At 71.2% G+C, this 20,323-nt stretch carries 23 protein-coding genes; 15 read left to right on the top strand and 8 right to left on the bottom strand.

The genetic code is table 11. The features are described 5' to 3' along the window. Positions 1–176: 176 nt before the first annotated feature. Positions 177–518: a histidine triad nucleotide-binding protein gene (locus tag AB0H12_RS15510; protein ID WP_499623540.1), complete on the top strand. Its 342-nt coding sequence runs from the start codon at positions 177–179 to the stop codon at positions 516–518. A 17-nt stretch (positions 519–535) separates the two neighbouring features. Here the strand turns inward: AB0H12_RS15510 and AB0H12_RS15505 are convergent, their stop codons facing one another. Then, positions 536–1,324, bottom strand: a complete 789-nt coding sequence (locus AB0H12_RS15505) for a GNAT family N-acetyltransferase (RefSeq protein WP_499623538.1) — start codon at positions 1,322–1,324, stop codon at positions 536–538. Positions 1,325–1,462: 138 nt separating this feature from the next. Between AB0H12_RS15505 and AB0H12_RS15500 the strand changes: the two genes are divergently transcribed. From AB0H12_RS15500 to AB0H12_RS15485, 4 genes are read left to right on the top strand one after another with little or no spacing between them, the layout of a single operon-like run. Continuing rightward, positions 1,463–2,539 carry a PhoH family protein gene (locus tag AB0H12_RS15500; RefSeq protein WP_230572911.1) on the top strand — a complete coding sequence of 359 codons (1,077 nt, stop codon included), beginning with the start codon at positions 1,463–1,465 and terminating at the stop codon, positions 2,537–2,539. Positions 2,540–2,544: 5 nt separating this feature from the next. Further along, the gene (gene ybeY / locus AB0H12_RS15495; protein ID WP_123743568.1) at positions 2,545–3,099 is read left to right on the top strand and encodes an rRNA maturation RNase YbeY; all 555 of its coding nucleotides are present in this window, start codon (positions 2,545–2,547) and stop codon (positions 3,097–3,099) included. 13 nt (positions 3,100–3,112) lie between these two features. Further along, positions 3,113–4,411 carry a hemolysin family protein gene (locus tag AB0H12_RS15490; RefSeq protein WP_499623537.1) on the top strand — a complete coding sequence of 433 codons (1,299 nt, stop codon included), beginning with the start codon at positions 3,113–3,115 and terminating at the stop codon, positions 4,409–4,411. Beyond that, positions 4,404–4,736, top strand: a complete 333-nt coding sequence (locus AB0H12_RS15485) for a cytidine deaminase-like protein (protein ID WP_230572909.1) — start codon at positions 4,404–4,406, stop codon at positions 4,734–4,736. The genes AB0H12_RS15490 and AB0H12_RS15485 overlap by 8 nt, the downstream gene beginning before the upstream one ends. 147 nt (positions 4,737–4,883) lie before the next feature. Here AB0H12_RS15485 and AB0H12_RS15480 read toward each other — a convergent pair whose 3' ends face one another. Beyond that, positions 4,884–5,771 carry an ester cyclase gene (locus AB0H12_RS15480; RefSeq protein ID WP_499623536.1) on the bottom strand — a complete coding sequence of 296 codons (888 nt, stop codon included), beginning with the start codon at positions 5,769–5,771 and terminating at the stop codon, positions 4,884–4,886. Positions 5,772–5,790: 19 nt separating this feature from the next. Further along, positions 5,791–6,231: an ester cyclase gene (locus tag AB0H12_RS15475; RefSeq protein ID WP_499623535.1), complete on the bottom strand. Its 441-nt coding sequence runs from the start codon at positions 6,229–6,231 to the stop codon at positions 5,791–5,793. Between the two features lie 150 nt (positions 6,232–6,381). On the opposite strand from AB0H12_RS15475, the gene era reads away from it, so the two are divergent. Genes era through AB0H12_RS15450 form a run of 5 tightly spaced genes read left to right on the top strand, consistent with a single transcriptional unit; the run spans position 6,382 to position 9,612 of the window. Beyond that, positions 6,382–7,278 (top strand): GTPase Era, encoded by an 897-nt coding sequence (gene era, locus AB0H12_RS15470; RefSeq protein ID WP_230566868.1) that lies wholly within the window; start codon positions 6,382–6,384, stop codon positions 7,276–7,278. Positions 7,279–7,289: 11 nt separating this feature from the next. After that, positions 7,290–8,042 (top strand): DNA repair protein RecO, encoded by a 753-nt coding sequence (gene recO / locus AB0H12_RS15465; protein ID WP_499623534.1) that lies wholly within the window; start codon positions 7,290–7,292, stop codon positions 8,040–8,042. A 53-nt stretch (positions 8,043–8,095) separates the two neighbouring features. Then, complete coding sequence (locus AB0H12_RS15460; RefSeq protein WP_499623533.1) at positions 8,096–8,914, top strand: isoprenyl transferase; 819 nt, start codon at positions 8,096–8,098, stop codon at positions 8,912–8,914. Next, complete coding sequence (locus AB0H12_RS15455; RefSeq protein ID WP_230566865.1) at positions 8,915–9,343, top strand: YbjN domain-containing protein; 429 nt, start codon at positions 8,915–8,917, stop codon at positions 9,341–9,343. It abuts the gene before it with no gap. Continuing rightward, on the top strand, positions 9,343–9,612 hold the full coding sequence (locus AB0H12_RS15450; protein WP_499623532.1) for a hypothetical protein: 270 nt from the start codon (positions 9,343–9,345) through the stop codon (positions 9,610–9,612). The genes AB0H12_RS15455 and AB0H12_RS15450 overlap by 1 nt, the downstream gene beginning before the upstream one ends. A 63-nt stretch (positions 9,613–9,675) precedes the next feature. Here the strand turns inward: AB0H12_RS15450 and AB0H12_RS15445 are convergent, their stop codons facing one another. Next, the gene (locus AB0H12_RS15445; protein ID WP_499623531.1) at positions 9,676–10,332 is read right to left on the bottom strand and encodes a class I SAM-dependent methyltransferase; all 657 of its coding nucleotides are present in this window, start codon (positions 10,330–10,332) and stop codon (positions 9,676–9,678) included. 98 nt (positions 10,333–10,430) lie between these two features. Here AB0H12_RS15445 and AB0H12_RS15440 point away from each other — a divergent pair, with 98 nt between their 5' ends. Both AB0H12_RS15440 and AB0H12_RS15435 read left to right on the top strand, forming a co-directional pair. Next, positions 10,431–11,441 (top strand): permease, encoded by a 1,011-nt coding sequence (locus AB0H12_RS15440; protein ID WP_499623530.1) that lies wholly within the window; start codon positions 10,431–10,433, stop codon positions 11,439–11,441. 13 nt (positions 11,442–11,454) lie between these two features. Then, positions 11,455–12,189, top strand: a complete 735-nt coding sequence (locus AB0H12_RS15435; protein ID WP_499623529.1) for a TIGR03943 family putative permease subunit — start codon at positions 11,455–11,457, stop codon at positions 12,187–12,189. A gap of 15 nt (positions 12,190–12,204) precedes the next feature. Here the strand turns inward: AB0H12_RS15435 and AB0H12_RS15430 are convergent, their stop codons facing one another. From AB0H12_RS15430 to AB0H12_RS15420, 3 genes are read right to left on the bottom strand one after another with little or no spacing between them, the layout of a single operon-like run. Continuing rightward, a complete protein-coding gene (locus tag AB0H12_RS15430; protein ID WP_499623528.1) occupies positions 12,205–12,648 on the bottom strand; it encodes a Fur family transcriptional regulator in 444 nt (147 codons plus the stop codon). Then, positions 12,645–13,049 carry an ArsR/SmtB family transcription factor gene (locus AB0H12_RS15425; RefSeq protein WP_372470458.1) on the bottom strand — a complete coding sequence of 135 codons (405 nt, stop codon included), beginning with the start codon at positions 13,047–13,049 and terminating at the stop codon, positions 12,645–12,647. Before AB0H12_RS15425 ends, AB0H12_RS15430 begins: the two co-directional genes overlap by 4 nt. Positions 13,050–13,094: 45 nt before the next feature. Continuing rightward, a complete protein-coding gene (locus tag AB0H12_RS15420) occupies positions 13,095–13,361 on the bottom strand; it encodes a DUF6703 family protein (protein ID WP_499623527.1) in 267 nt (88 codons plus the stop codon). Between the two features lie 17 nt (positions 13,362–13,378). Here AB0H12_RS15420 and AB0H12_RS15415 point away from each other — a divergent pair, with 17 nt between their 5' ends. The 3 genes from AB0H12_RS15415 to AB0H12_RS15405 all read left to right on the top strand — a co-directional run bounded on the left by AB0H12_RS15415 (position 13,379) and on the right by AB0H12_RS15405 (position 19,320). Further along, positions 13,379–13,759 carry an antibiotic biosynthesis monooxygenase family protein gene (locus tag AB0H12_RS15415; protein ID WP_499623526.1) on the top strand — a complete coding sequence of 127 codons (381 nt, stop codon included), beginning with the start codon at positions 13,379–13,381 and terminating at the stop codon, positions 13,757–13,759. Between the two features lie 142 nt (positions 13,760–13,901). Further along, positions 13,902–15,287 carry a glycine--tRNA ligase gene (locus AB0H12_RS15410; protein ID WP_499623525.1) on the top strand — a complete coding sequence of 462 codons (1,386 nt, stop codon included), beginning with the start codon at positions 13,902–13,904 and terminating at the stop codon, positions 15,285–15,287. 142 nt (positions 15,288–15,429) lie between these two features. Further along, positions 15,430–19,320 carry an HD domain-containing protein gene (locus tag AB0H12_RS15405; RefSeq protein WP_499623524.1) on the top strand — a complete coding sequence of 1,297 codons (3,891 nt, stop codon included), beginning with the start codon at positions 15,430–15,432 and terminating at the stop codon, positions 19,318–19,320. A gap of 2 nt (positions 19,321–19,322) precedes the next feature. Here the strand turns inward: AB0H12_RS15405 and AB0H12_RS15400 are convergent, their stop codons facing one another. After that, positions 19,323–20,249, bottom strand: a complete 927-nt coding sequence (locus AB0H12_RS15400) for an AraC family transcriptional regulator (protein ID WP_499623523.1) — start codon at positions 20,247–20,249, stop codon at positions 19,323–19,325. Positions 20,250–20,323: the final 74 nt, after the last annotated feature.

Raw genomic sequence — 20,323 nt, 5'->3', positions numbered from 1 at the left:
ACAGAGTTTTGCACTTCCCACCCCCCCCCGGGGCACCGCAGGGACCCACACGCGCGTGTGCCCAACGTCCGGGTCCCGCGTGTCGAACGCTCAGGACCACCGTGTCGAACGCTCAGGTACCCCGAGTTGAACGCTCAGGACGGCGTGGCCGGCCCGGGTCGGTAGCCTCCGGAGCCATGTCCGACTGCCTGTTCTGCCGCATCGTCGCCCGCGAGATCCCGGCGACCGTGGTGCACGAGACCGACACCACGCTGGCGTTCCGCGACATCGCGCCCCAAGCGCCGACGCACGTCGTGCTGGTGCCGAAGGTGCACGCCGCCGACGCCGTGGCCCTGGCCGCCGCCGCGCCCACGGTGCTGGACGACCTGTTCCTGGCCGCCGGCGAGGTGGCGAAGGCCGAGGGCGTCGCCGGCAGCGGCTACCGGCTGCTGTTCAACACCGGCGCGGACGCCGGCCAGACCGTCTTCCACGCCCACCTGCACGTCCTCGGCGGACGGCGGCTCGGCCCGCTCGCCTGAGCCCGGGAGCCGGAGCCCTAACCCAGGGCCTGCATCACCGGCGCGTAGAGGCGCGCGCGGTCACCGCTGAACGCGCCGCGCACCATCAGGTCCGCGGTGAACCGCGGCAGCACCCCGTGCGCCTCCAGCCACGCGCCCAAAGCCGGGTCCCGCACGTCCACCCGTGCCGTCGCACCCGCCGCCACGTCCGCGACCAACTCCGCCGCACGCGCCGCCGAGGGCGCCACGACCGGACCCACCATCGTCAACGGCCCGTTGCGCCACGCCGCCACGAACCCGTCATCGGCCACCCTGACCTGCGACGCGAACCTGAACAGCTCGTGCCACACCGCCGACCGGTCGGCGCCGAACACCTCGGCGTCGACCGCCACCAGCTTCGCCCGGTCCGCCTCCTCCACCGGCCGCGACGTGCCCGCAGCCGTCCCGCCGAACGCGCCGACGTGCGCCGTCACCAGGCCCACCGACCGGAACCCCAACTTCTCGTACAGCGGCTTGCCGTACGAAGTCGCGTGCAACGACACCACCGGCGTGCCCGCGAACTCCAGCGCGTGCTCCACCACCCTCCGCCCGAGCCCGCGACCGCCGTGGCCCGACGCCACGAGCACCATGCTGACCGCCGCGTGCTCGTCACCGAATCGGGTGACGATGGCGGTGCCGACCAGCTCATCACCGTCGAACAGCCCGAATCCGGTGCCGACCCGCAGCAGGAACGCCCACTTCTCCGGCTCCTCGGGCCACCCCCGGTCCGACGCGAGGCGAACGCAGGCCGGCAGATCGTCCGGGGTGAGCACGCGCAACTTCGTCACGTCCCCGAGTACACCCGCCGTGTCCAACCCGTTTCTTACTCCGGTGCGGAGTGTCGGTGGTGGCGGCTAGCATCGGGAGCGGTAGGTCGAGTTCATTCGAGCACGGCGCGAACGCGCAGGAAGAGGGCCCGAGGCCACGTGGCCGGTACCGACGACAACACGCCGCAGGCAGCCCCGACCGCGGCCGACGCCCAGTCCAAGTTCGCCGTGCCCGACGGCGCGGTGCTCGCCCTGCTCGGGTCGCGTGACGAGAACCTCCGGCTCGCCGAGGAACTGCTGGTCGCCGACGTGCACGTGCGCGGCAACGAGATCACGCTCTCCGGTCAGCCCGCCGACGTGGCGTTCGCCGAACGCGTGTTCGCCGAACTGGTCACGCTCGCCAGCCGCGGTCAGCAGATCGGCCAGGACACGGTCCGCCGCACGGTCGCGATGCTGTCCGCCGGCACCGCCGAGTCGCCGGCCGAGGTGCTGAGCCTCGACATCATCTCCCGGCGTGGCCGCACCATCCGGCCCAAGACGCTGAACCAGAAGCACTACGTGGACGCGATCGACCAGAACACCGTGGTGTTCGGCATCGGTCCCGCCGGCACGGGCAAGACCTACCTGGCCATGGCGAAGGCCGTGCAGGCGCTGCAGGCCAAGCAGGTCAACCGGATCATCCTGACCCGCCCGGCGGTCGAGGCGGGCGAGCGGCTGGGCTACCTGCCCGGCACGCTGTACGAGAAGATCGACCCGTACCTGCGCCCCCTGTACGACGCGCTGCACGACATGGTCGACCCCGAGTCGATCCCCCGCCTGACCCAGGCGGGCACGATCGAGGTCGCCCCACTGGCTTATATGCGCGGTAGAACCCTCAATGATGCGTTCATCATCTTGGACGAGGCGCAGAACACCACGCCCGAGCAGATGAAGATGTTCCTCACCCGATTGGGCTTCGGCTCGAAGATCGTGGTGACCGGTGACATCACGCAGATCGACCTGCCCGGCGGTCAGCGCAGCGGCCTGAAGGTCGTCAAGGACATCCTCGAAGGCGTGGACGACGTCCACTTCTCCATCCTGACCAGCAACGACGTGGTCCGCCACCGGCTGGTCGCGGACATCGTGGACGCCTACGAGAAGTGGCAGGTCGAGCAGGACGAAGGCGACGCGGCCGACCGGCACCAGCACCACGCCGGACCCGGTGCGCGGTCGCGCGGGCAACGCCGGGGACGATAGGCGCCGTGAGCATCGAGATCGCGAACGAGTCGGGCGTGAACGTGGACGAGCCGTCCATCGTCGCCGCCGCCCGGTTCGCCCTGGACCGGATGGGCGTCAGCCCGTTGGCCGAGTTGTCCGTCCTGCTGGTCGAGCTGGACGTGATGGCGGACCTGCACCAGCGCTGGATGGACCTGCCCGGGCCGACGGACGTGATGGCGTTCCCGATGGACGAGCTGGACTCGGCCCGCCGACCGGACGCGGCGGGTCTCGGGCCGGCGCTGCTCGGCGACATCGTGCTGTGCCCGGACTTCGCCAAGGACCAGGCCAAGAAGGCGGGCCACAGCCTGCTGGACGAGCTGCACCTGCTGACCGTGCACGGTGTGCTGCACCTGCTCGGCTACGACCACGCGGAGCCGGCCGAGGAGCGGGAGATGTTCACGTTGCAGAACCGCATCCTGGGCGACTTCCGCACGGCGGCGGCCGAGGCGGAGCGCAAGTCGGCGCAGCGCGAGGCCGACTCGAAGCTCCTCGGGGCGGTCGGCCTGGAGGACGCGGACCGGCCCGAGCCGACAGCCTGAGGCGGCCGAGGTGATGGGCAGTTCCGCCGGCTTGCTGGTGCTGGCCGTGGTGTTGGTGTTGTCGGCGGGCGCGTTCGCGGGCGTCGACGCGGCGCTGGGCACGGTGTCGCGGGCACGCGTCGAGGCGTTGCAGCGGCAGGGCCGGGCGGGCACGGGGCACTTGATCCAGCTGCTGGCCGACCGGCCGCGGCACGTGAACCTGCTGCTGTTGCTGCGCCTGGGCTGCGAGCTGGCGGCGACGGTGCTGGTGACCGTGGTGTGCCTCGGCCTCATCGCCACCGACTGGGTGGCCATGCTGGTCGCCGGGCTGAGCATGCTCGTGGTGTCGTACGTGCTGGTCGGCGTGGGTCCGCGAACGCTCGGCAGGCAGCACCCGTACGCGGTGAGCCTGCTCGCGGCGGGCCCGATCCGGGTGCTCGGCCGCGTGCTGGGGCCGTTGAGCAAGCTGCTGATCCTGGTCGGCAACGCGATCACGCCGGGCAAGGGTTTCCGCGAGGGCCCGTTCTCCTCCGAGGTCGAGCTGCGCGAGCTGGTGGACATGGCGCAGGAGCGCGGCGTCGTGGACGAGGGCGAGCGGGAGATGATCCACTCGGTCTTCGAGCTGGGCGACACGATCGCGCGCGAGGTGATGGTGCCGCGCACCGAGATCGTGTGGATCGAGCAGGCCAAGTCGATCCGCCAGGCGCTGGCCCTGTCGCTGCGCACCGGGTACACGCGGGTGCCGGTGATCGGGGAGAGCGTGGACGACATCGTCGGCGTGGTGAACCTCAAGGACCTGGTGCGGCTGACGTTGGCCGAGGAGCCGAACGGCACGGCGGTGGCGGACGTGATGAAGCCGGCGTCGTTCATCCCGGACTCGAAGCCGATCGCGGACCTGCTGCGGGAGATGCAGCTGTCGCGCAACCACCTGGCGGTCGTGGTGGACGAGTACGGCGGCACGGCCGGCCTGCTCACCATCGAGGACATCCTGGAGGAGATCGTCGGCGAGATCACCGACGAGTCCGACACCGACGACCGGCCGCCGGTGGAGCACCTGACCGACGGTTCGGTGCGGGTCAGCGCGCGGTTGCCGGTGGACGACCTGGACGCGTTGTTCGGCACGGAGCTGGACGACCACGAGGTGGAGACCGTCGGCGGCCTGCTGGCGCAGCGCCTGGGCCGCGTGCCGCTGCCGGGCACGGAAGCGGAGATCGCGGGCCTGCGGATGCGGGCCGAGGGCGGCAAGGACGAACGCGGGCGGATGCGCATCACGACGGTGCTGGTGCGCCCGGTGCACAACGGCGACGACAGCGAGGGGACCACCGGTGAGTGACCTCGACCCCGAGGACCAGAAGATCGTCACGCTGGCGCGCTCGGCGCGGGCCCGCACGGGTGCGGCGGAGGGCGCGGCGGTGCGTGACACGGACGGCCGGACCTACGCGGCCACCACGGTCGCGCTGCCGTCGCTCAAGCTCACCGCCCTCCAGGCGGCTGTCGCGGCGGCGGTGTCGAGCGGCGCCGAGGGCCTGGAGGCGGCAGCCGTCGTCACCGCCTCGGCGGACGTGGACGCCGACTCCGTCGCGGCCGTGCGCGACCTGACCGCCGGCGCGCCGGTGCTGCGCGCCGACGCGTCCGGCGCCGTGCAGGAGACCGTGTAGGCGCTCTTGGAGCAGCACGCCCGCGCGGCCGGTGTGGGTGGAGTACGCCGAGATGGTCGACGCGAGCGCCCGGTACGCCGGACGGTCCGTCCCCAGGCGGAGGAACGTGGTCGCCGGGAACGAACCGCGCGGCGCGACCGGCGTGGGTCAGGCCGGTGGGCCGGCCAGGCCGAGCTGCGCCAGCATGCCCAGGTTGTCGCTGTACGTGTGGAACTCGGTGATCTTGCCGTTCCGGCCCTTGAAGAAGAAGGAGCCCCGGACGGAGCACTCACGCCCGGTCGGCGGAACGCGCCGGCCGCCACCGAGGTCCAGCTCACCGGTGTTGGTGCCGCGGATTTCCAGCTCACCGGCCACCGCGTTGTCGCCGATGACCCGGTTGGTCACGCGCAGCCGCACGTCCGGGAACGCGGTCCGCCACCCCTGGACGAGCCTGCGCGCCGCGTCCCGGTCGCGGATCGGCTCCGGCTCGGCGTCGTCGATCCACACGAAGTCGTCCGCCAGCGCGTCGACGAAGGCGTCGATATCGCCCCGGTTGAACGCGTCGTTCTGCTGGTCGTCCAGGCGGGCGAGGTCCGCCGTGGTCATGCCGGCCTCCTCGCGCGCGGGGCCGTCCGGGGCTCCGAGCTGGGCCATCAGCCCCAGCGAGTCCGGGTGGGTGTGGAACTCCCTGATCTTGCCGTGCTCCGTCCGGATGAACACCGTGGCGCGGGTCGAGACCTTCTTGCCGGTCGGGGGCATGCGCTGGTCGCCGACGGTCAGCGGGCCCCGGTTCGTGCCGGTGAACTCGACTTCCGAGGCGATCGAGTCGTCCCCGATGACCCGGTTGATCTCCCGCATGTGCATGTCCGGGAACGCGGTGAACCACGACTCGGCGTAGCGGCGCGCCTCCTCGCGGTTGCGCATCGGCGCCGGCTGGGTGTCGTCCACCCACTCGAACTCGTCCGCGAACAGGCTGAGGAACGCGTCCGCGTCGTGGCGGTCCCACGACGCGATGCCCGCGTCGTCCAGGCGTGCGAGCTCTTCCTTCGTCGTCATGTTTCCTCCTCTGCGACGGTCAGGCCGGTGCGGACGAACCCGCGAGGCCGAGCTGGCTCATCATGGTGAGGTTGTCGGAGTGGCTGTGGATCTCTCGGATCTTGCCGCCGCGGGCCTTCATGAAGACGTTCACGCCCGCGGCGACCTTGCGTCCGGTCGGCGCCAGCCGGGTCCCGCCCATGTCGAGCGGCCCGGTGTTGGTCCCCCTCAGCTCCAGCTCGACGGCCATGCCGTCGTCGCCGATCACCCGGTTCTTCTCCTGGACCCGCATGTCGGGGAACGCGGTGAACCACGACTCGGCGTACCGGCGTGCGGCATCACGCGAGCGCAGGGGCTTCGGCTCCATGTCGTCGGTCACCACGCAGTCCTCGGTCAGCAAGCTCGCGAAGCCGTCCGCGTCGTGCTGGTCCCAGGCTTTGACGCACGCCTCTTCCAGGCGTGCGAGGTCGTCCCTTGACATCTCAACCTCCTCGTCGAGGTGACGATTGCCCCATCAGGCTCTGCTCGTTAGCCCGTTGGCACTAGTGCCGTAGGTCACATCTTTTCGCCTTGGGCGTGCGCACCACCCCACCCGCGCGGTGGATCCGAGGTGACCGGGGACAATGGACGGATGGATGGCTACCGTTCCGGGTTCGCGTGCTTCGTCGGCCGCCCCAACGCAGGCAAGTCGACGTTGACCAACGCGCTGGTCGGGACCAAGGTCGCGATCACGTCGAGCAAACCGCAGACCACCCGGCACACCATCCGGGGCATCGTGCACCGCGAGGACGGTCAGCTGGTCCTCGTGGACACCCCCGGCCTGCACCGCCCGCGCACGCTCCTCGGCCAGCGCCTCAACGACCTGGTGCGGGAGACGTGGAGCGAGGTGGACGTGGTCGGGTTCTGCGTGCCCGCCGACCAGAAGGTCGGCCCCGGCGACAAGTTCATCGCCGCCGAGCTGGAGAAGATCGCCAAGCGCACCCCGGTCATCGGCATCGTCACCAAGACCGACCTGGTCGGCCAGCAGCAGGTGGCCGAGCAGCTGCTCGCGCTGCAGAAGGTGATGGACTTCGCCGACCTGATCCCGGTGTCCGCGGTGAACGGCTACCAGGTCGACGCCCTGGCCGACCTGGTGCTGGGCAAGCTCCCCGAGGGGCCGCCGCTGTACCCGGACGGCGAGCTGACCGACGAGCCGGAGCTGACCCTGGTCGCCGAGCTGATCCGGGAGGCCGCGCTGGAGGGCGTGCGGGACGAGCTGCCGCACTCGATCGCGGTGGTGGTCGAGGAGATGCTGCCCCGCGAGGGGCGCGACGACCTGGTGGACATCCACGCCAACGTGTTCGTGGAGCGGCCGAGCCAGAAGGCGATCATCCTGGGGCACCGGGGCGAGCGCCTCAAGCAGGTCGGCATCACGTCGCGCAGGCACATCGAGAAGCTGCTCGGCACCCGCGTGTACCTCGACCTGCACATCAAGATCGCCAAGGACTGGCAGCGCGACCCGAAGCAGCTGCGCAGACTGGGTTTCTAGGGACTGGCAAGGTGGCGAACCTCTACCGCGACACCGGTGTGGTCCTGCGGGTGCAGAAGCTCGGCGAGGCCGACCGGATCATCACGCTGCTCACCCAGAAGCACGGCAAGCTGCGCGCGGTGGCCAAGGGCGTGCGGCGCACGTCGTCGCGGTTCGGCGCGCGGCTGGAGCCGTTCGGGCACGTCGACGTGCAGTTCTACCCCGGCCGGTCGCTGGACGTGATCACGCAGGTGGAGACGCTGGACGCGTTCGGCGTGGTGCTGGTGGACGACTACCAGCGCTACACGGCGGCGTGCGCGGTGCTGGAGACCGCCGACCGGCTCACGTCCGAGGAGGGCGAACCCGTCCTGCGGCTGTACCTGCTGGTCGCGGGCGCGTTGCGGGCGCTGGCGGCCAAGGAGCGGGACGCCTCGCTCATCCTCGACGCCTACCTGATGCGCGCGATGGCGTTCGCGGGCTGGGCGCCTGCGGTCGACGAGTGCGCCCGCTGCGCCGACCCCGGCCCGCACAAGGCGTTCAACGTGCACGCGGGCGGCATGGTGTGCCCGCGGTGCCGCCCGCCGGGCAGCGCGACGCCGTCCACCGACACGTTGCGCCTGCTCGCGGCGCTGCTGCACGGCCGGTGGGACGAGGTGGACGGCATACCCGCCGGCGCCCGCCGCGACGCGAGCGGCCTGGTGGCCGCGCACCTGCAGTGGCACCTGGAGCGGCAGTTGCGGTCGCTGCCGTTGGTCGAGAGAAAGGCGCAGCCGACCGACGGTTAGAGTCGCCTGCCGCATGAGAAACCCCTCCGCAGCACACCCCCGAGAGGACAGCCATGCTCCGCCGACGGCGGGTTGAGCGCGTCCAGCGCGTTCCCCGACCCCCGGAACCGCACCCCACCGGCGCCACACCGCCCGTGCTGCCCGCCGACCTCGTGCCGAAGCACATCGCGATCGTGATGGACGGCAACGGCCGCTGGGCCAACCAGCGCGGCCTGTCCCGGATCGAGGGGCACAAGCGCGGCGAGGCCGTCGTGGTGGAGGCGGCCAAGGGCGCGATCGAGATGGGCGTGAAGTGGCTGTCGCTGTACGCGTTCTCCACCGAGAACTGGCGGCGCAGCCCGGAGGAGGTCCGCTTCCTCATGGGCTTCAGCCGCGACGTGATCCACCACCGCACCGACGAGCTGGACGAGCTCGGCGTGCGGGTGCGGTGGGCGGGCCGCCGGCCCAGGCTGTGGCGCAGCGTCATCAAGGAGCTCGAGGTCGCCGAGGAGCGCACGAAGGACAACGACGTGCTGAACCTGGCGATGTGCATCAACTACGGCGGACGGGCCGAGGTCGGCGACGCGGCGCGGGAGATCGCCCGGCTGGCCGCGGCGGGCAAGATCAACCCGGAGAAGGTCGACGAGCGGACCCTCGCCAAGCACATGTACCAGCCCGACATGCCGGACGTGGACCTGTTCATCCGGCCGTCGGGCGAGCAGCGCACGTCGAACTTCCTGCTGTGGCAGTCGGCGTACGCGGAGCTGGTGTTCCAGGACATCCTGTGGCCGGATTTCGACCGGCTCGACCTGTGGCGCGCCTGCGAGGCGTACGCCATGCGCGACCGGCGCTTCGGCGGTGCCGTTGACAAGCCCGACGTGGAGGATTCTTAAGTGACCGACGAGGACGCCAAGGTGACCGCGGAGCTGCTCACCGCGGCCCGTGAGGCGTTGGAGATGTTCCACGAGGTGCACGTCGACGACGACGGCGCGCTGAGCTTCCAGCACGCGGAGGTGCCGTGCGCGGTGCAGGCGATGCGGCTGGCCGACGGCCTGACCGTGCTCAGCCTGACCTGCGTGGTGGCGTGGGACCTGCCGAACGACCCCAGCCTGGCCGTGTCCGCCGCGGAACGCGCCGGTCAGGGCCTGTTCGGCACCCTCGGCGTGGTGAACACCGAGCGGGGGATGGACGTGACGTTGCGCTACGCGTTCCCGGCCGAAGGGCTGAAGCCGGAGCCGTTGAGCACGCTGCTGATGCTGGTCGTGTCCACTGCCTCGCAGCTGCGCAACGAGCTGCTGGCCGGAACCGGGGACGGTGCCTGATGGCCGGGGTGATCGTGTACGAGCCCGACGACGACACGGACGTGGAGGGCCTGCCGTGGGCCATCACGTTCGAGGCGTCGGCGGGGGAGGAGTGGGCCTCGTTCGTGTGCGGGCCCTACGAGCGTGACGACGCCGTGCGGCTGGCCGAGGAAGTGCTGGCCGCGAGCCGCGGCGTGACCGCCGTGGTCGAGCCGCTGCTCCCGGTCACCGAGGCGGTGGACGTGCTGGCGACGATCGCCGAGCTGCGTGAGGAAGAGGACCCCGCGTAACGCTGTGTGACCGAACCGGTGTGGTCGGCCCGATCGAGCGTCGACCGCACCGCGGCGGGGCACCTACGTCAACCGCTGAGCCCGCTCGAGCTCCTCGTACCCGACGAACGTGAACATGCGCGCGCCCGCGGCCAACGGTCGCGGCTCGCCCTGGAAGCGGTGTGCGCCGACGCCGAAGCCCGCGTCCGGGGCGGACAGCCAACGGCGGTCGAAGCCGCGCTCCTCGAACCACTCGCAGATCAGCGGCACGCGGTCCGGCGCGCCGCGGTGGCGGGTCCAGATGACGGTCCCGCCCGTCCGGCACAGCTGGGCGCAGTGGTCGACGGTCCGCTCGATGTCCTCGTCGGTGATGTTGCCGAACACGCCGCAGACCAGCACGAGGTCCGCCGGCGCGAGGTCGCGGTAGTGGTCGGTGAGCGAGGCGTCGGCCGTCAGCACCTCCACCCCGGTCAGCCCGGCCGCCCTCGCCGTCGCCTCGGCGATCGCCGCGTTCCGCGGGTCCAGCTCGACCAGGCGCGCGCGGACGTCGTGCCGCCGGGGGTGGTCGGCGAGCACTCCCAGCAGGTCGCGTCCCTGGCCGGCGCACGGGCAGACCACGCGCAGCGGCCCGGGCGGGCTGTCGTCCAACGCGGCCCTGACCTGCGCTTGGACGGCACGCAGCCGCCGCGCGAGCGCGGAGTCCGGACGGTCGTAGTCGGCGTGCCACCCGTGCCAGTCCACGAGGCGAACCTACCGCCCGTGGCGGTCACGTGGCCGGCGGCTGAAGACCCGCCGTAGGTGGGTGAGCCGCGGGCGGTAGTTCTGGCATCATCTCGGAAGTGACAATCACTGGCGAGATCCGGGGTGCGGGACCGCGCCGTCCGCCGCCGCGCTGGAAGATCACCTCGCTGGAAGTGCTCTGCGTGCTGCTCGTGGCGGCGCTGCTGTTGCAGGACTGGCTGGTCGGCGTGCTCGACGTGCCGGTGCTGCGCACCGCGTCGACGGTGTTCGTCGCGGTGTGCGTGCAGGCGCTGCCGTTCCTCGTCCTCGGTGTGCTGATCAGCGGCGCGATCGCGGCGTTCATCCCGGCCACCGTGCTGCGCCGGGCGTTGCCGACGAGAACCGCGCTGGCCGTGCCCGTCGCCGGTGTCGCCGGGGTGGCCCTGCCCGGCTGCGAGTGCGCGGCCGTGCCCGTCTCCCGACGCCTGATGCAGCAGGGCGTGGTGCCCGCCGTGGCGCTGACGTTCCTGCTCGCGGCGCCCGCCGTGAACCCGATCGTGCTCGTGTCCACGGCCGTGGCGTTCCCCAACGCGCCGATGATGGTGCCCGCGCGGTTCGTCGGGGCGCTGCTCACCGCCGTGGTCATGGGCTGGCTGTGGACCCGGTTCGGCAAGGCGGAATGGATCGCCGAACGCGCGTTGCGCCGCCTGCCAGACCACGACGGCTCGTCGCGCTGGCTGGTGTTCGCCGAGACCGCGCGGCACGACCTGGTCGACGCGGGCGGGTTCCTGGTGCTCGGCGGCGTGTTCGCGGCGGCGTTCAACGTCCTGGTGCCGCAGGCCTGGCTGGAGACGCTGGGCGGTCAGATCGTGCTGGCCGTCGTGGTGCTGTCGCTGCTGGCCGTGGTGCTGGCGCTGTGCAGCGAGGCGGACGCGTTCGTCGCGGCCTCGATGTCGGCGCTGCCGCTGCTGCCCCGGCTGGTGTTCCTGGTGGTCGGCCCGGCGGTCGACGTCAAGCTCATCGCGCTGCAGGCGGGCGCGTTCGGCAAGTCCTTCGCGGCGCGCTTCGCACCCGCTACGTTCGTGGTGGCGATCGCGTCGGCCCTGGCGGCGGGAGCGGTGTTCCTGTGAGGCGTGGATACCCATGAGGCGTGAGACGCAGAACATCCTGCTGGTCCTGCTCGGCGGCGCGCTGCTGAAGCTCGCGCTGACCGGCACGTACCTGCGGTACGTCAAGGAGTCGTTGCAGCCGTGGCTGGTCGTGACCGGCGGCGTCATGGTGGTGCTGGCCCTGGTGTCGATCGCCCGTGACATCCGCGCCGGCCAGTCCCCAGCAGGTCAGGCGCAGCCCAGCGGGGTCGAGCACGCGGGGCACGAGCACGGCACGTCGCGCAGCCCGTGGATGCTGTTGCTGCCGGTGCTCGCGGTGTTCCTGATCAGCCCGCCGGCGCTGGGCGCGGACACGGTCAACCGGTCCGACCGCAACGCCGCCCAGGAGGCCAAGGCGTCGAGCGGGTTCGCGCCGCTGCCGTCCGACGAGGTCGTCCCGCTCACCATCAGCGAGTTCGTCACCCGCACCGCGTGGGACGACTCCGGCTCGCTGGACGACCGCACGGTCAAGCTCACCGGGTTCGTGGTGCGCAAGGACGCCGACGTGTTCATCGCCCGGCTGACGATCTCGTGCTGCGCCGCGGACGCCTCGCCGGTCAAGGCGAAGATGGTGGGTCAGGACTTCGCCGCGCTGCCGACCGACCAGTGGGTCGAGGCCACCGGCCGGGTGGTGCCCGGCTCGGCGACCAAGGAGAGCGCGTTCGTGCCCACGTTCACGGTGTCGCAGGTCGTGCCGATCACCGCGCCCGAGGACACCTACGAGGGCTGAGCTGGGAGGACCGGGCTACGAGGACTGGGCCTCGGGTCGGTCGCCATCGCAGCAGTCGCGGCACGTGCCGAAGATCTCCACGGTGTGGCTGACCTCGACGAACCCGTTCTCCGCCGCGATCCGGTCGGCCCACTTCTCCACCGCCGGGCCCTCGACCTCCACCGTGCGGCCGCAACCGCGGCACACCAGGTGGTGATGGTGGTGCTGGGAGCAGCGGCGGTAGATCGCCTCACCGGAGTCGGTCCGCAGCACGTCCACCTCGCCGGCGTCGGCCAGCGACTGCAGCGTGCGGTAGACCGTGGTCAGGCCGATGCCCTCGCCACGCTTGCGCAGCTCCTCGTGCAGCTCCTGGGCCGAGCGGAACTCGCCTAGAGAGTCGAGCAGCTTGGACACGGCCGTGCGCTGCTTGGTCGAGCGCAGCCCGGGCACCGCGGTGGTCGGGCGCTCGCTAGTGGTCACATCTCCTCCGTCCGGGGGGTCCGGTCGGTCTGGTTGATACCACGCGGCGGCCCCTCATCCACATGGGTCACCGCGTCTACCACGATGTGCGCGAGGTGCTCGTCGACGAGCCGGTAGACGACCTCGCGGCCGTGCCGCTCGCCGTGCACCACGCCCGCGGCCTTGAGCACCCGCAGGTGCTGGCTGATCAGCGGCTGGGCCACGCCCAGCGCCTCGACGAGCTCGTGCACGCACCGGTCCGCCTCGCGCAGTTGCAGCACGATCGCGATCCGCACCGGCGCGGCGAGCGCCCGCAGCAGCTCGCCGGCCGCGGACAGGGTCCGGGTCGGCTGCCGCGGCGCCGGTGGTGGCACCCGGCGTTCCGGGGAGTGCACGTGTTCGCCCCGCACTCCTGCCGTCACGGCGCCTCCCACGTGGTATGGATTTTCACCACCGATACTACGGCGCTAGAGCACGGACACCGTGATGAGCACCAGCACGGCGAGAACGAGCAGTCTCAACACGCGCGCGCTCGGGGTCAGCAGGGGCCACGTGGTGGCGAGCAGCGCCGCCACACCGAGCGCCAGCAGGCCCAGCAGCAGCGCGCCCACCGTGCCCTGCAGCCACACGCCCGCCAGGAACAGCGCCAAGACCAGCAGGAACGCCGCCGGCGCGGGCACCCGCGAGAGCGGTCCGGCACCGGGGATCAGGGTCCGCTTCGAGTCACCAGCCACCGTGGCATCCTTGCACCGTGCTGCTCGTGTGCCGCTTCACCGTGGCGGAAACCGGGGTCGAGGCGTTCACCGAGCGCGTCGACCGGGCGTTGGCCCTGCTCACCGCCCAGCCCGGCTGCCGACGTGCCCAGCTGTCGCGGTCGACGGACGAGGCGGACCGCTTCGTGCTGACGGTCGAGTTCGACTCGGTGGTGGCCTACCGGCGGGCGCTGTCGCCGTTCGAGGTGCGCGAGCACGTCATCCCCCTGCTGTCGGAGGCGAACGCCGACGAACCGGCCGCCTACGAACCGCTGCTGGTGGCCGCCGACGGCGCGGTCCGCCGCGAGGTGAGCCTGCTGGCGCGTGACGCCGGCACCGTCCGCCTCGGCGAAGCCGCAGGTCCGACGACTCCGCGCTGAGCAGGCCGGTCCCGCGCCGGGACGCCACCGTCACCGGAACGCGCGCACGGGTGTGGCCCGGTCGCCCGAGGGCGATCCGACGGCAAGGACTACCCTGGCAAGCCCGTTTCCGTCCCTTTCTGCATCTCCCGATGGAGTGTCCGTGGCAGCCGATCGCATCGAGACCGTCGTCAGCCTGTGCAAGCGTCGCGGGTTCGTCTACCCGTGTGGCGAGATCTACGGCGGCACCAGGTCGGCCTGGGACTACGGTCCGCTCGGCGTCGAGCTGAAGGACAACATCAAGCGCCAGTGGTGGAACTTCATGGTGCGCGGACGCGAGGACGTGGTCGGCCTCGACTCGTCGGTGATCCTGCCGCGCGAGGTGTGGGCGGCGTCCGGTCACGTCGAGGCGTTCGTCGACCCGCTGATCGAGTGCAACTCGTGCCACAAGCGGTTCCGGCAGGACACGCTGGTCGAGGAGTACGCCGAGCGCACCGGCAAGCAGGTCGTGGAGGGCGACGTCTCCGACGTGCCGTGCCCGAACTGCGGCACCCGCGGCCAGTACACCGAGCCCAAGATGTTCAACGGCCTGCTCAAGACCCACCTCGGTCCGGTCGAGACCGAGGAGGGACTGCACTACCTGCGCCCCGAGACAGCGCAGGGCATCTTCACGAACTTCCTGAACGTGCAGACCACGTCGCGCCGCAAGCCGCCGTTCGGCATCGGCCAGATCGGCAAGAGCTTCCGCAACGAGATCACGCCGGGCAACTTCATCTTCCGCACGCGCGAGTTCGAGCAGATGGAGATGGAGTTCTTCGTCGAGCCGGGCACGGACGAGGAATGGCACCAGTACTGGATCGACGAGCGCACGCGTTGGTACAACGAGCTGGGCATCTCCAAGGAGAACCTGCGCCACTACGAGCACCCCGAGGAAAAGCTCTCGCACTACTCGAAGCGCACCGTCGACATCGAGTACCGGTTCCAGTTCGGCGGCCAGGAGTGGGGTGAGCTGGAAGGCATCGCCAACCGCACCGACTTCGACCTGAACACGCACTCGGAGCACTCGGGCGTCGACCTGTCGTACTTCGACCAGGCCACCAACTCGCGCTACCGGCCGTACGTGATCGAGCCCGCCGCGGGCGTCGGCCGGCCGATGATGGCGTTCCTGCTGGAGGCCTACACCGAGGACGAGGCGCCGAACGCCAAGGGCGGCGTGGACAAGCGGGTGGTGCTGCGCCTGGACCGCAGGCTGGCGCCGGTGAAGGCGGCCGTGCTGCCGCTGTCGCGCAACGCCGACCTGTCGCCGAAGGCCAAGGACCTGGCCAACGCCCTGCGCAAGCACTGGAACATCGAGTTCGACGACGCGGGCGCCATCGGCCGCCGCTACCGCAGGCAGGACGAGATCGGCACGCCGTTCTGCGTGACGGTCGACTTCGACACCCTCACCGACCACGCCGTGACGGTGCGGGAGCGCGACACGATGTCGCAGGAGCGCGTGTCGATGGACCAGCTCGAGGGCTACCTCGCCGCTCGCCTGATCGGCGCCTGACCAGCCGCACCGACGCGACAGGGGACACCGCCACCGGTGTCCCCTGTTCCGTTTCCGGCACCGGGGACCGCACTTTTAGTAGTCCGGCGACGCCCTGGGCGGAAATACTCGCGGGGACCCGGGTAGGCGCGGAGGAACAACTGTGGGCGAGCACGCCGGCGGCAATTCGCTGAACGCGACCAGCGCGAGCAGCGTCGTCCAAGTGGCCGGTTCCGTGTACGGCGGCATCGCCATCGGCGGCGATCCGGGGAGCGCGCCGGACGCCCCGGACGGCTGGGGTCGCCTGGTCGACGACTCGCGCGTCTGGGATCACGTGCCCGGCCACCGCGACGCCCGCCGGGTACGGGGGCAGGTCGTCGCCGCGGCCGTCCTGCTCTCGCGGCTGAGGGATGAAGCGGCGGTCGCGCTGCGCGACGACCCGTGGCACGAGCCGGACTTCGGGACGCGGTTCGTCGAGCACGTGGACTGGCTGCTGGGCGAGCCCGGGCCGGATGCCCATCTCGACCTCTTCCCCGTCGAAGCGGCCCTGCTGGTCCTCGTGCCGCTCATCTACCAGGTCCACTACCTCCAGACCGCCGCCAGGCTGGTCGCGGTCTCACCCTGGCGACCGGGCGCCGACGTCGACCCCGGTCCCGAGCGCGCGGCGTTCGAGGAGTTCGCCGACCGGTACGGCTCGCTCCGGCACCGGGCACACCTGCGCCCGGCCGCCGCGCCCGCGATCGGCTGGTGGATCTTCCACCGCTGGCTGGTGCACCAGGAGTTCGCGGACGAACGGCGGGTCGCGCCGCTGTGCGCGGACTTCGACGTCGAGCTGGCGGCCGTGTTCACCAGCGAGCGGGTGAGCGCCCTGCTGCACGGCCTTCGCCGCGGCCCGAGCGTGTGCAGCCCCGAGTACCTGTCCGGGCTGCGTGCCGAGGACCAGGTCCGCCGCGCCGGCAACCAGCGCATCCGGGAGCAGCGGCTCGCCCTGCTGCTCGCCCTGGCCCACGGCGTCTCCGTCGAGATGCACACGATGCCGGACGTCGTCGCCGAGCACCTGGGCATCCCGGACGCGGTGGACCTCGCCGAACTCGGCGCGACGTTGCACCGGGCGTCCTGGACGGGGTCGCAGCAGGTGCCCGTGCTCAGCGCGCGTTGCCACCACGCGGCCGTCATCGAAGGGCTGCGCACGCACGTCGCGAGGACGGACGAGCTGCTCCACGCCGTTCACCACACGGTTCGCGAGCGCATCACCCACCCGATGCCGACCCTGCCCGCGCGCCTGTCGTCCGATGACGTGCTGCCGGTCGACGCGGCGGTCACGGGGTGGGCCGGGTTCCGCGTGGACGGCCCGCGCATCCGCGAACTGCTGATGGGGGAGACGCTCTACAAGGACCGCGACCTGGCCGTGCGGGAGCTCTACCAGAACGCCCTGGACGCCTGTCGGCACCGCCGGGCGCGCGTCGAGTACCTGAACCGCACCAGGGTCGAGGAACTGTCGTTCGACGGCCGGATCGAGATCGAGCAGGGCGTGGACCCGGACGGCAGGCGGTACGTGGACTGCCGGGACAACGGGATCGGCATGGGTGATGCCGAACTCCGCGGGGTCTTCTCCAAGGCGGGTGCGCGGTTCGCCGAGCAGCCGGACTTCAAGCAGGAGCAGGCCGCGTGGCAACGGCTCGACCCGCCGGTCGGGTTCCACCCCAACAGCCGCTTCGGGATCGGTGTGCTGAGCTACTTCATGCTGGCCGACGAGGTCCGCGTGACGAGTTGCCGGATGGGTCTGGACGGCACCCTGGGACCCGTGCTGACGACGACCATGTTCGGCCCGGAGCACCTCTTCCGGATCACCGAGCGGTCGCCGCGCGGCGACCGACCCGGCACGGCGGTCCGGCTGTACCTGAAGGACGGCGTGCAAGCCGGCTGGTCGGCGCCCGCCGTGCTCGAACGGCTCCTCGGCATCGCCGAGTTCACCACGGTCGCGCGGCACGACGACCACCGCCAGGAGTGGGCTCCCGGCGAGGTCAAGATCCGGCGGGGCCGCACGTCCGAGACGTTGGGGTACGACGTCGTGGGCACCCTCGTCGAATGGCCCGGTGCGCCGGAGGGCGTGTCGGTCGCTTGGTGCGCTCGGGGCGGGGCCCTGCTGGTGGACGGCCTCGTCGTGAATCCGTCCGACCGCGCGGGTGTGCTGTCCGACTCGCGTACGAAGCCCAGGGTGACCGGTGTGGTCGTGAACCTGACCGGGAGGCATGCGCCCGAACGGTTGTCGGTCGACCGGAGCACAGTCCTCGGCGACCTGTCCGACAAGGTCGAAGGCTTGCTGCGTGAGGCGGCTGAAGCGGTGCTGGTGCACGACCGGTCGCTGCTGTGCGTCGAATGGCTTTACCACCTGTCCGTGCAGAACCCCCGTCTCGCGGACGTGGTGACCGAGGCGGTGTTGCGGCACGACTCAGTGTTGTCCTGCGGACGTGATGTAGTTCCGGTCGGCAAGACCGGTTTCCTGAGCGCCGACATCAGCCTCATGAACCTGCGACCGGATTGGACCAGGCTGGGCGAGGGTTACCAAGTCCCGCGCGACTCACGGAGCGTGCCCGACAGCGTGCTGCTCTGGCGACTGCTCGCCCACGGTTCCGGCCGGTGGTTCTCGGAACTGGTGCGGTTGTGCCCGGAACTGGCGCACTTCGGCGCGGTCCGTCCCGCTTTGCCGTCGCGTGAGCCGATGGTGGCGGGCGTCCGGAAGTCGGAGTGGTGGGAATCCGAGGTCGGCGTGTCGATCGAATCCCTGGTGAGGGCCGCCGGGTTCGCGCGATTGTCCATGGCCGGTCTGCTCGCCGAGCTGAGGAGTTTCGGGGTCGACTGCGTCGAGTTGTCCGACGCCGACGACGGGCCCGTGTCCAACGCCGTGCTGCACGTCTTGCGCGATGAGAATGGCTACCTCGTGCGGTCGGGGGCACGCGCCACCGTCACCGGGCTGGTCAGGGCCGCGCGACGGGATCTGCGCAGCGTCGAGGAAGCGGCGGCGCTGTGGCGCAGGTGTGGGGTGGACGTGTCCGACGGAGTCGTCGTCGCGGCGACTGCGGCGGTGGAGAACGACCACCTGAAGAATGGGCACACCCACCGGCAACCAGTCGTGCGGTACTGGGAGCCCGACGAAGTGATCCCGCCGGGTTGTGTCGTCCGGATGAGCCTCGACCTCGACCGGGACGTGTCGGAGATTCGTTCCATGCTGGTGTCGTGGGGCTACTCGGTCGACGCGGAAGGGCTCCAGGAGCACCCCGCGCCGGAATTGGCGACCATGTTGAGCGTCAACCAGAACGGGAAAGCACCCTGGCTCCCGCGTGCGGAGATCGTGCCGCCGGGTTGCGTGCTGGAGTTCGCGAAGACCTCGGGTCTCGCTCCTGCTGAGGTCGTCGAGCGCTTCACCGCATTGGGATTCGCCGTCTCCCCCATCCCGACCGATGCGTTCTTGGCGGATCTCAGGGTCGTGAAGACGCATCGCTCGCAGGTGCTGGTTCCAGGTGGCGAGGTGCCGTACTGGCACATCTTCTCCTTCGGCCGGTCGGAGCTCGGTTGGGCGATCCACCGCATGGCCGCCTACGGCTTCGACGTGCCGCTCCGGATGCCGGCGGAGTTCGACGCACTGGACGTTGCCCTCTTCGACGAAGACGGCGTCATCGACTGGTTCCCCGAATCGATCGGAATGGAACTTCCCTTCGCCAAGGTGGTGCTTGCCGCGAGCAGGGTGAACACGAGTCCCGGCCGGATCGCCACCCGGCTCGTGGCGCGCGGTGTGCCGGTCTCCGCCACGAGGCTGCCCCGGGGCTTGTCGTTCTCCTCGGCCTTGCAGGTGCTCGACCACTTCCTGAACGAGGACGCTGACTATCACGACTTCTCGAGCCGACCCGGCCTCCGCGGTCTGCTGGAGATGTCCGATTCGCTGCGCGTGCCGATCCCGCAGCTGGTCACCTGGCTCGACGGGCTCGGCCTGCGGACGCCCGACGTCGTCACGGCGATCCGGGAAGCGGCGAAAGGGGTGCCGCGAGCCTCGTAGCCTCACGCGCCCGCGCGGTGCTCGGACGGGCTCACACCGCGTTCCCGCTTGAACGCCGTGCTCAGCGCGAACGCGGTGCTGTAGCCCACCTGGCGGGCCACCGCGGCGACCGTGGCGGTCGGTTCGCGCAGCAGGTCGGCGGCCAGGGTGAGGCGCCAGTCCGTCAGGTAGGCCATCGGCGGTTCGCCGACCAGTTCGGTGAACCGCCTGGCCAGCGCAGCCCGGGACACGCCGACGGCCTCGGCCAGCGCGCCCACCGTCCACGGACGCGCCGGGTCGCCGTGCAGCAGGCGCAGCGCCCGCCCCACCACGGGGTCGGCGTGCGCCGAGTACCAGGTCGGCGTCTCCGCCTCCGGACGGCAGAACCACGACCGCAGCACGGAGATCAGCAGCAGGTCGAGCAAGCGGTCCAGCACCGCCTCCTGGCCCGGCTCGTCGCGGGTGATCTCGTCGGCCAGCAGCGGCACCAGCGGCAGTTCCGCGCGCGGCGCCACGAGGAACGGCGGCAGCACCGACAGCAGCCGTCGGCTCACCTCGCCGTGCAACTGGTACGTGCCGCTGAGCATCACCACCGACCCGTCGGGGTTCGCGCCCCACGTGCGCACGCCCAAGCCCCACTGCTCGCACAGCGCGGCGCCGTCCGGCGTGGTGGTGATCTCGCCGGGGTGGACCACCGCCTGCACGGGCGTGGCCGGGTCATCGGCCAACGCGTACGGGTCGGGCCCGCGCAGCACCGCCACGTCGCCGGAGCCCAGCGGCACGGGATCGCCGTCGTGCGGCAGCAACCACCCGTCGCCGCGCACCATCGCCACCACGGTCAACGGCGCGCGGTCCTCGATGCGCAGCGACCACGGCGGGTCCAGGACGGTGCGCATGAGGAACGCGCCACGGGCGCGCGGCCCGTCCAGCAGCCCGGCGAGAACGTCCACGGCCGCCAGCCTAAGACGCTCGCGTATGCGATCGAGGCGCCAAGCCATGGAAAGTCCAGGGCCCGTCGACTTGA

The organism is Actinosynnema sp. NPDC023794, assembly GCF_040639675.1.
GTDB classification, from domain to species: Bacteria; Actinomycetota; Actinomycetes; order Mycobacteriales; family Pseudonocardiaceae; genus Actinosynnema; species Actinosynnema luteola.
The sequence above is the reverse complement of the archived record's forward strand: the minus strand, read 5'-3'. Positions and strand labels throughout refer to the sequence as shown.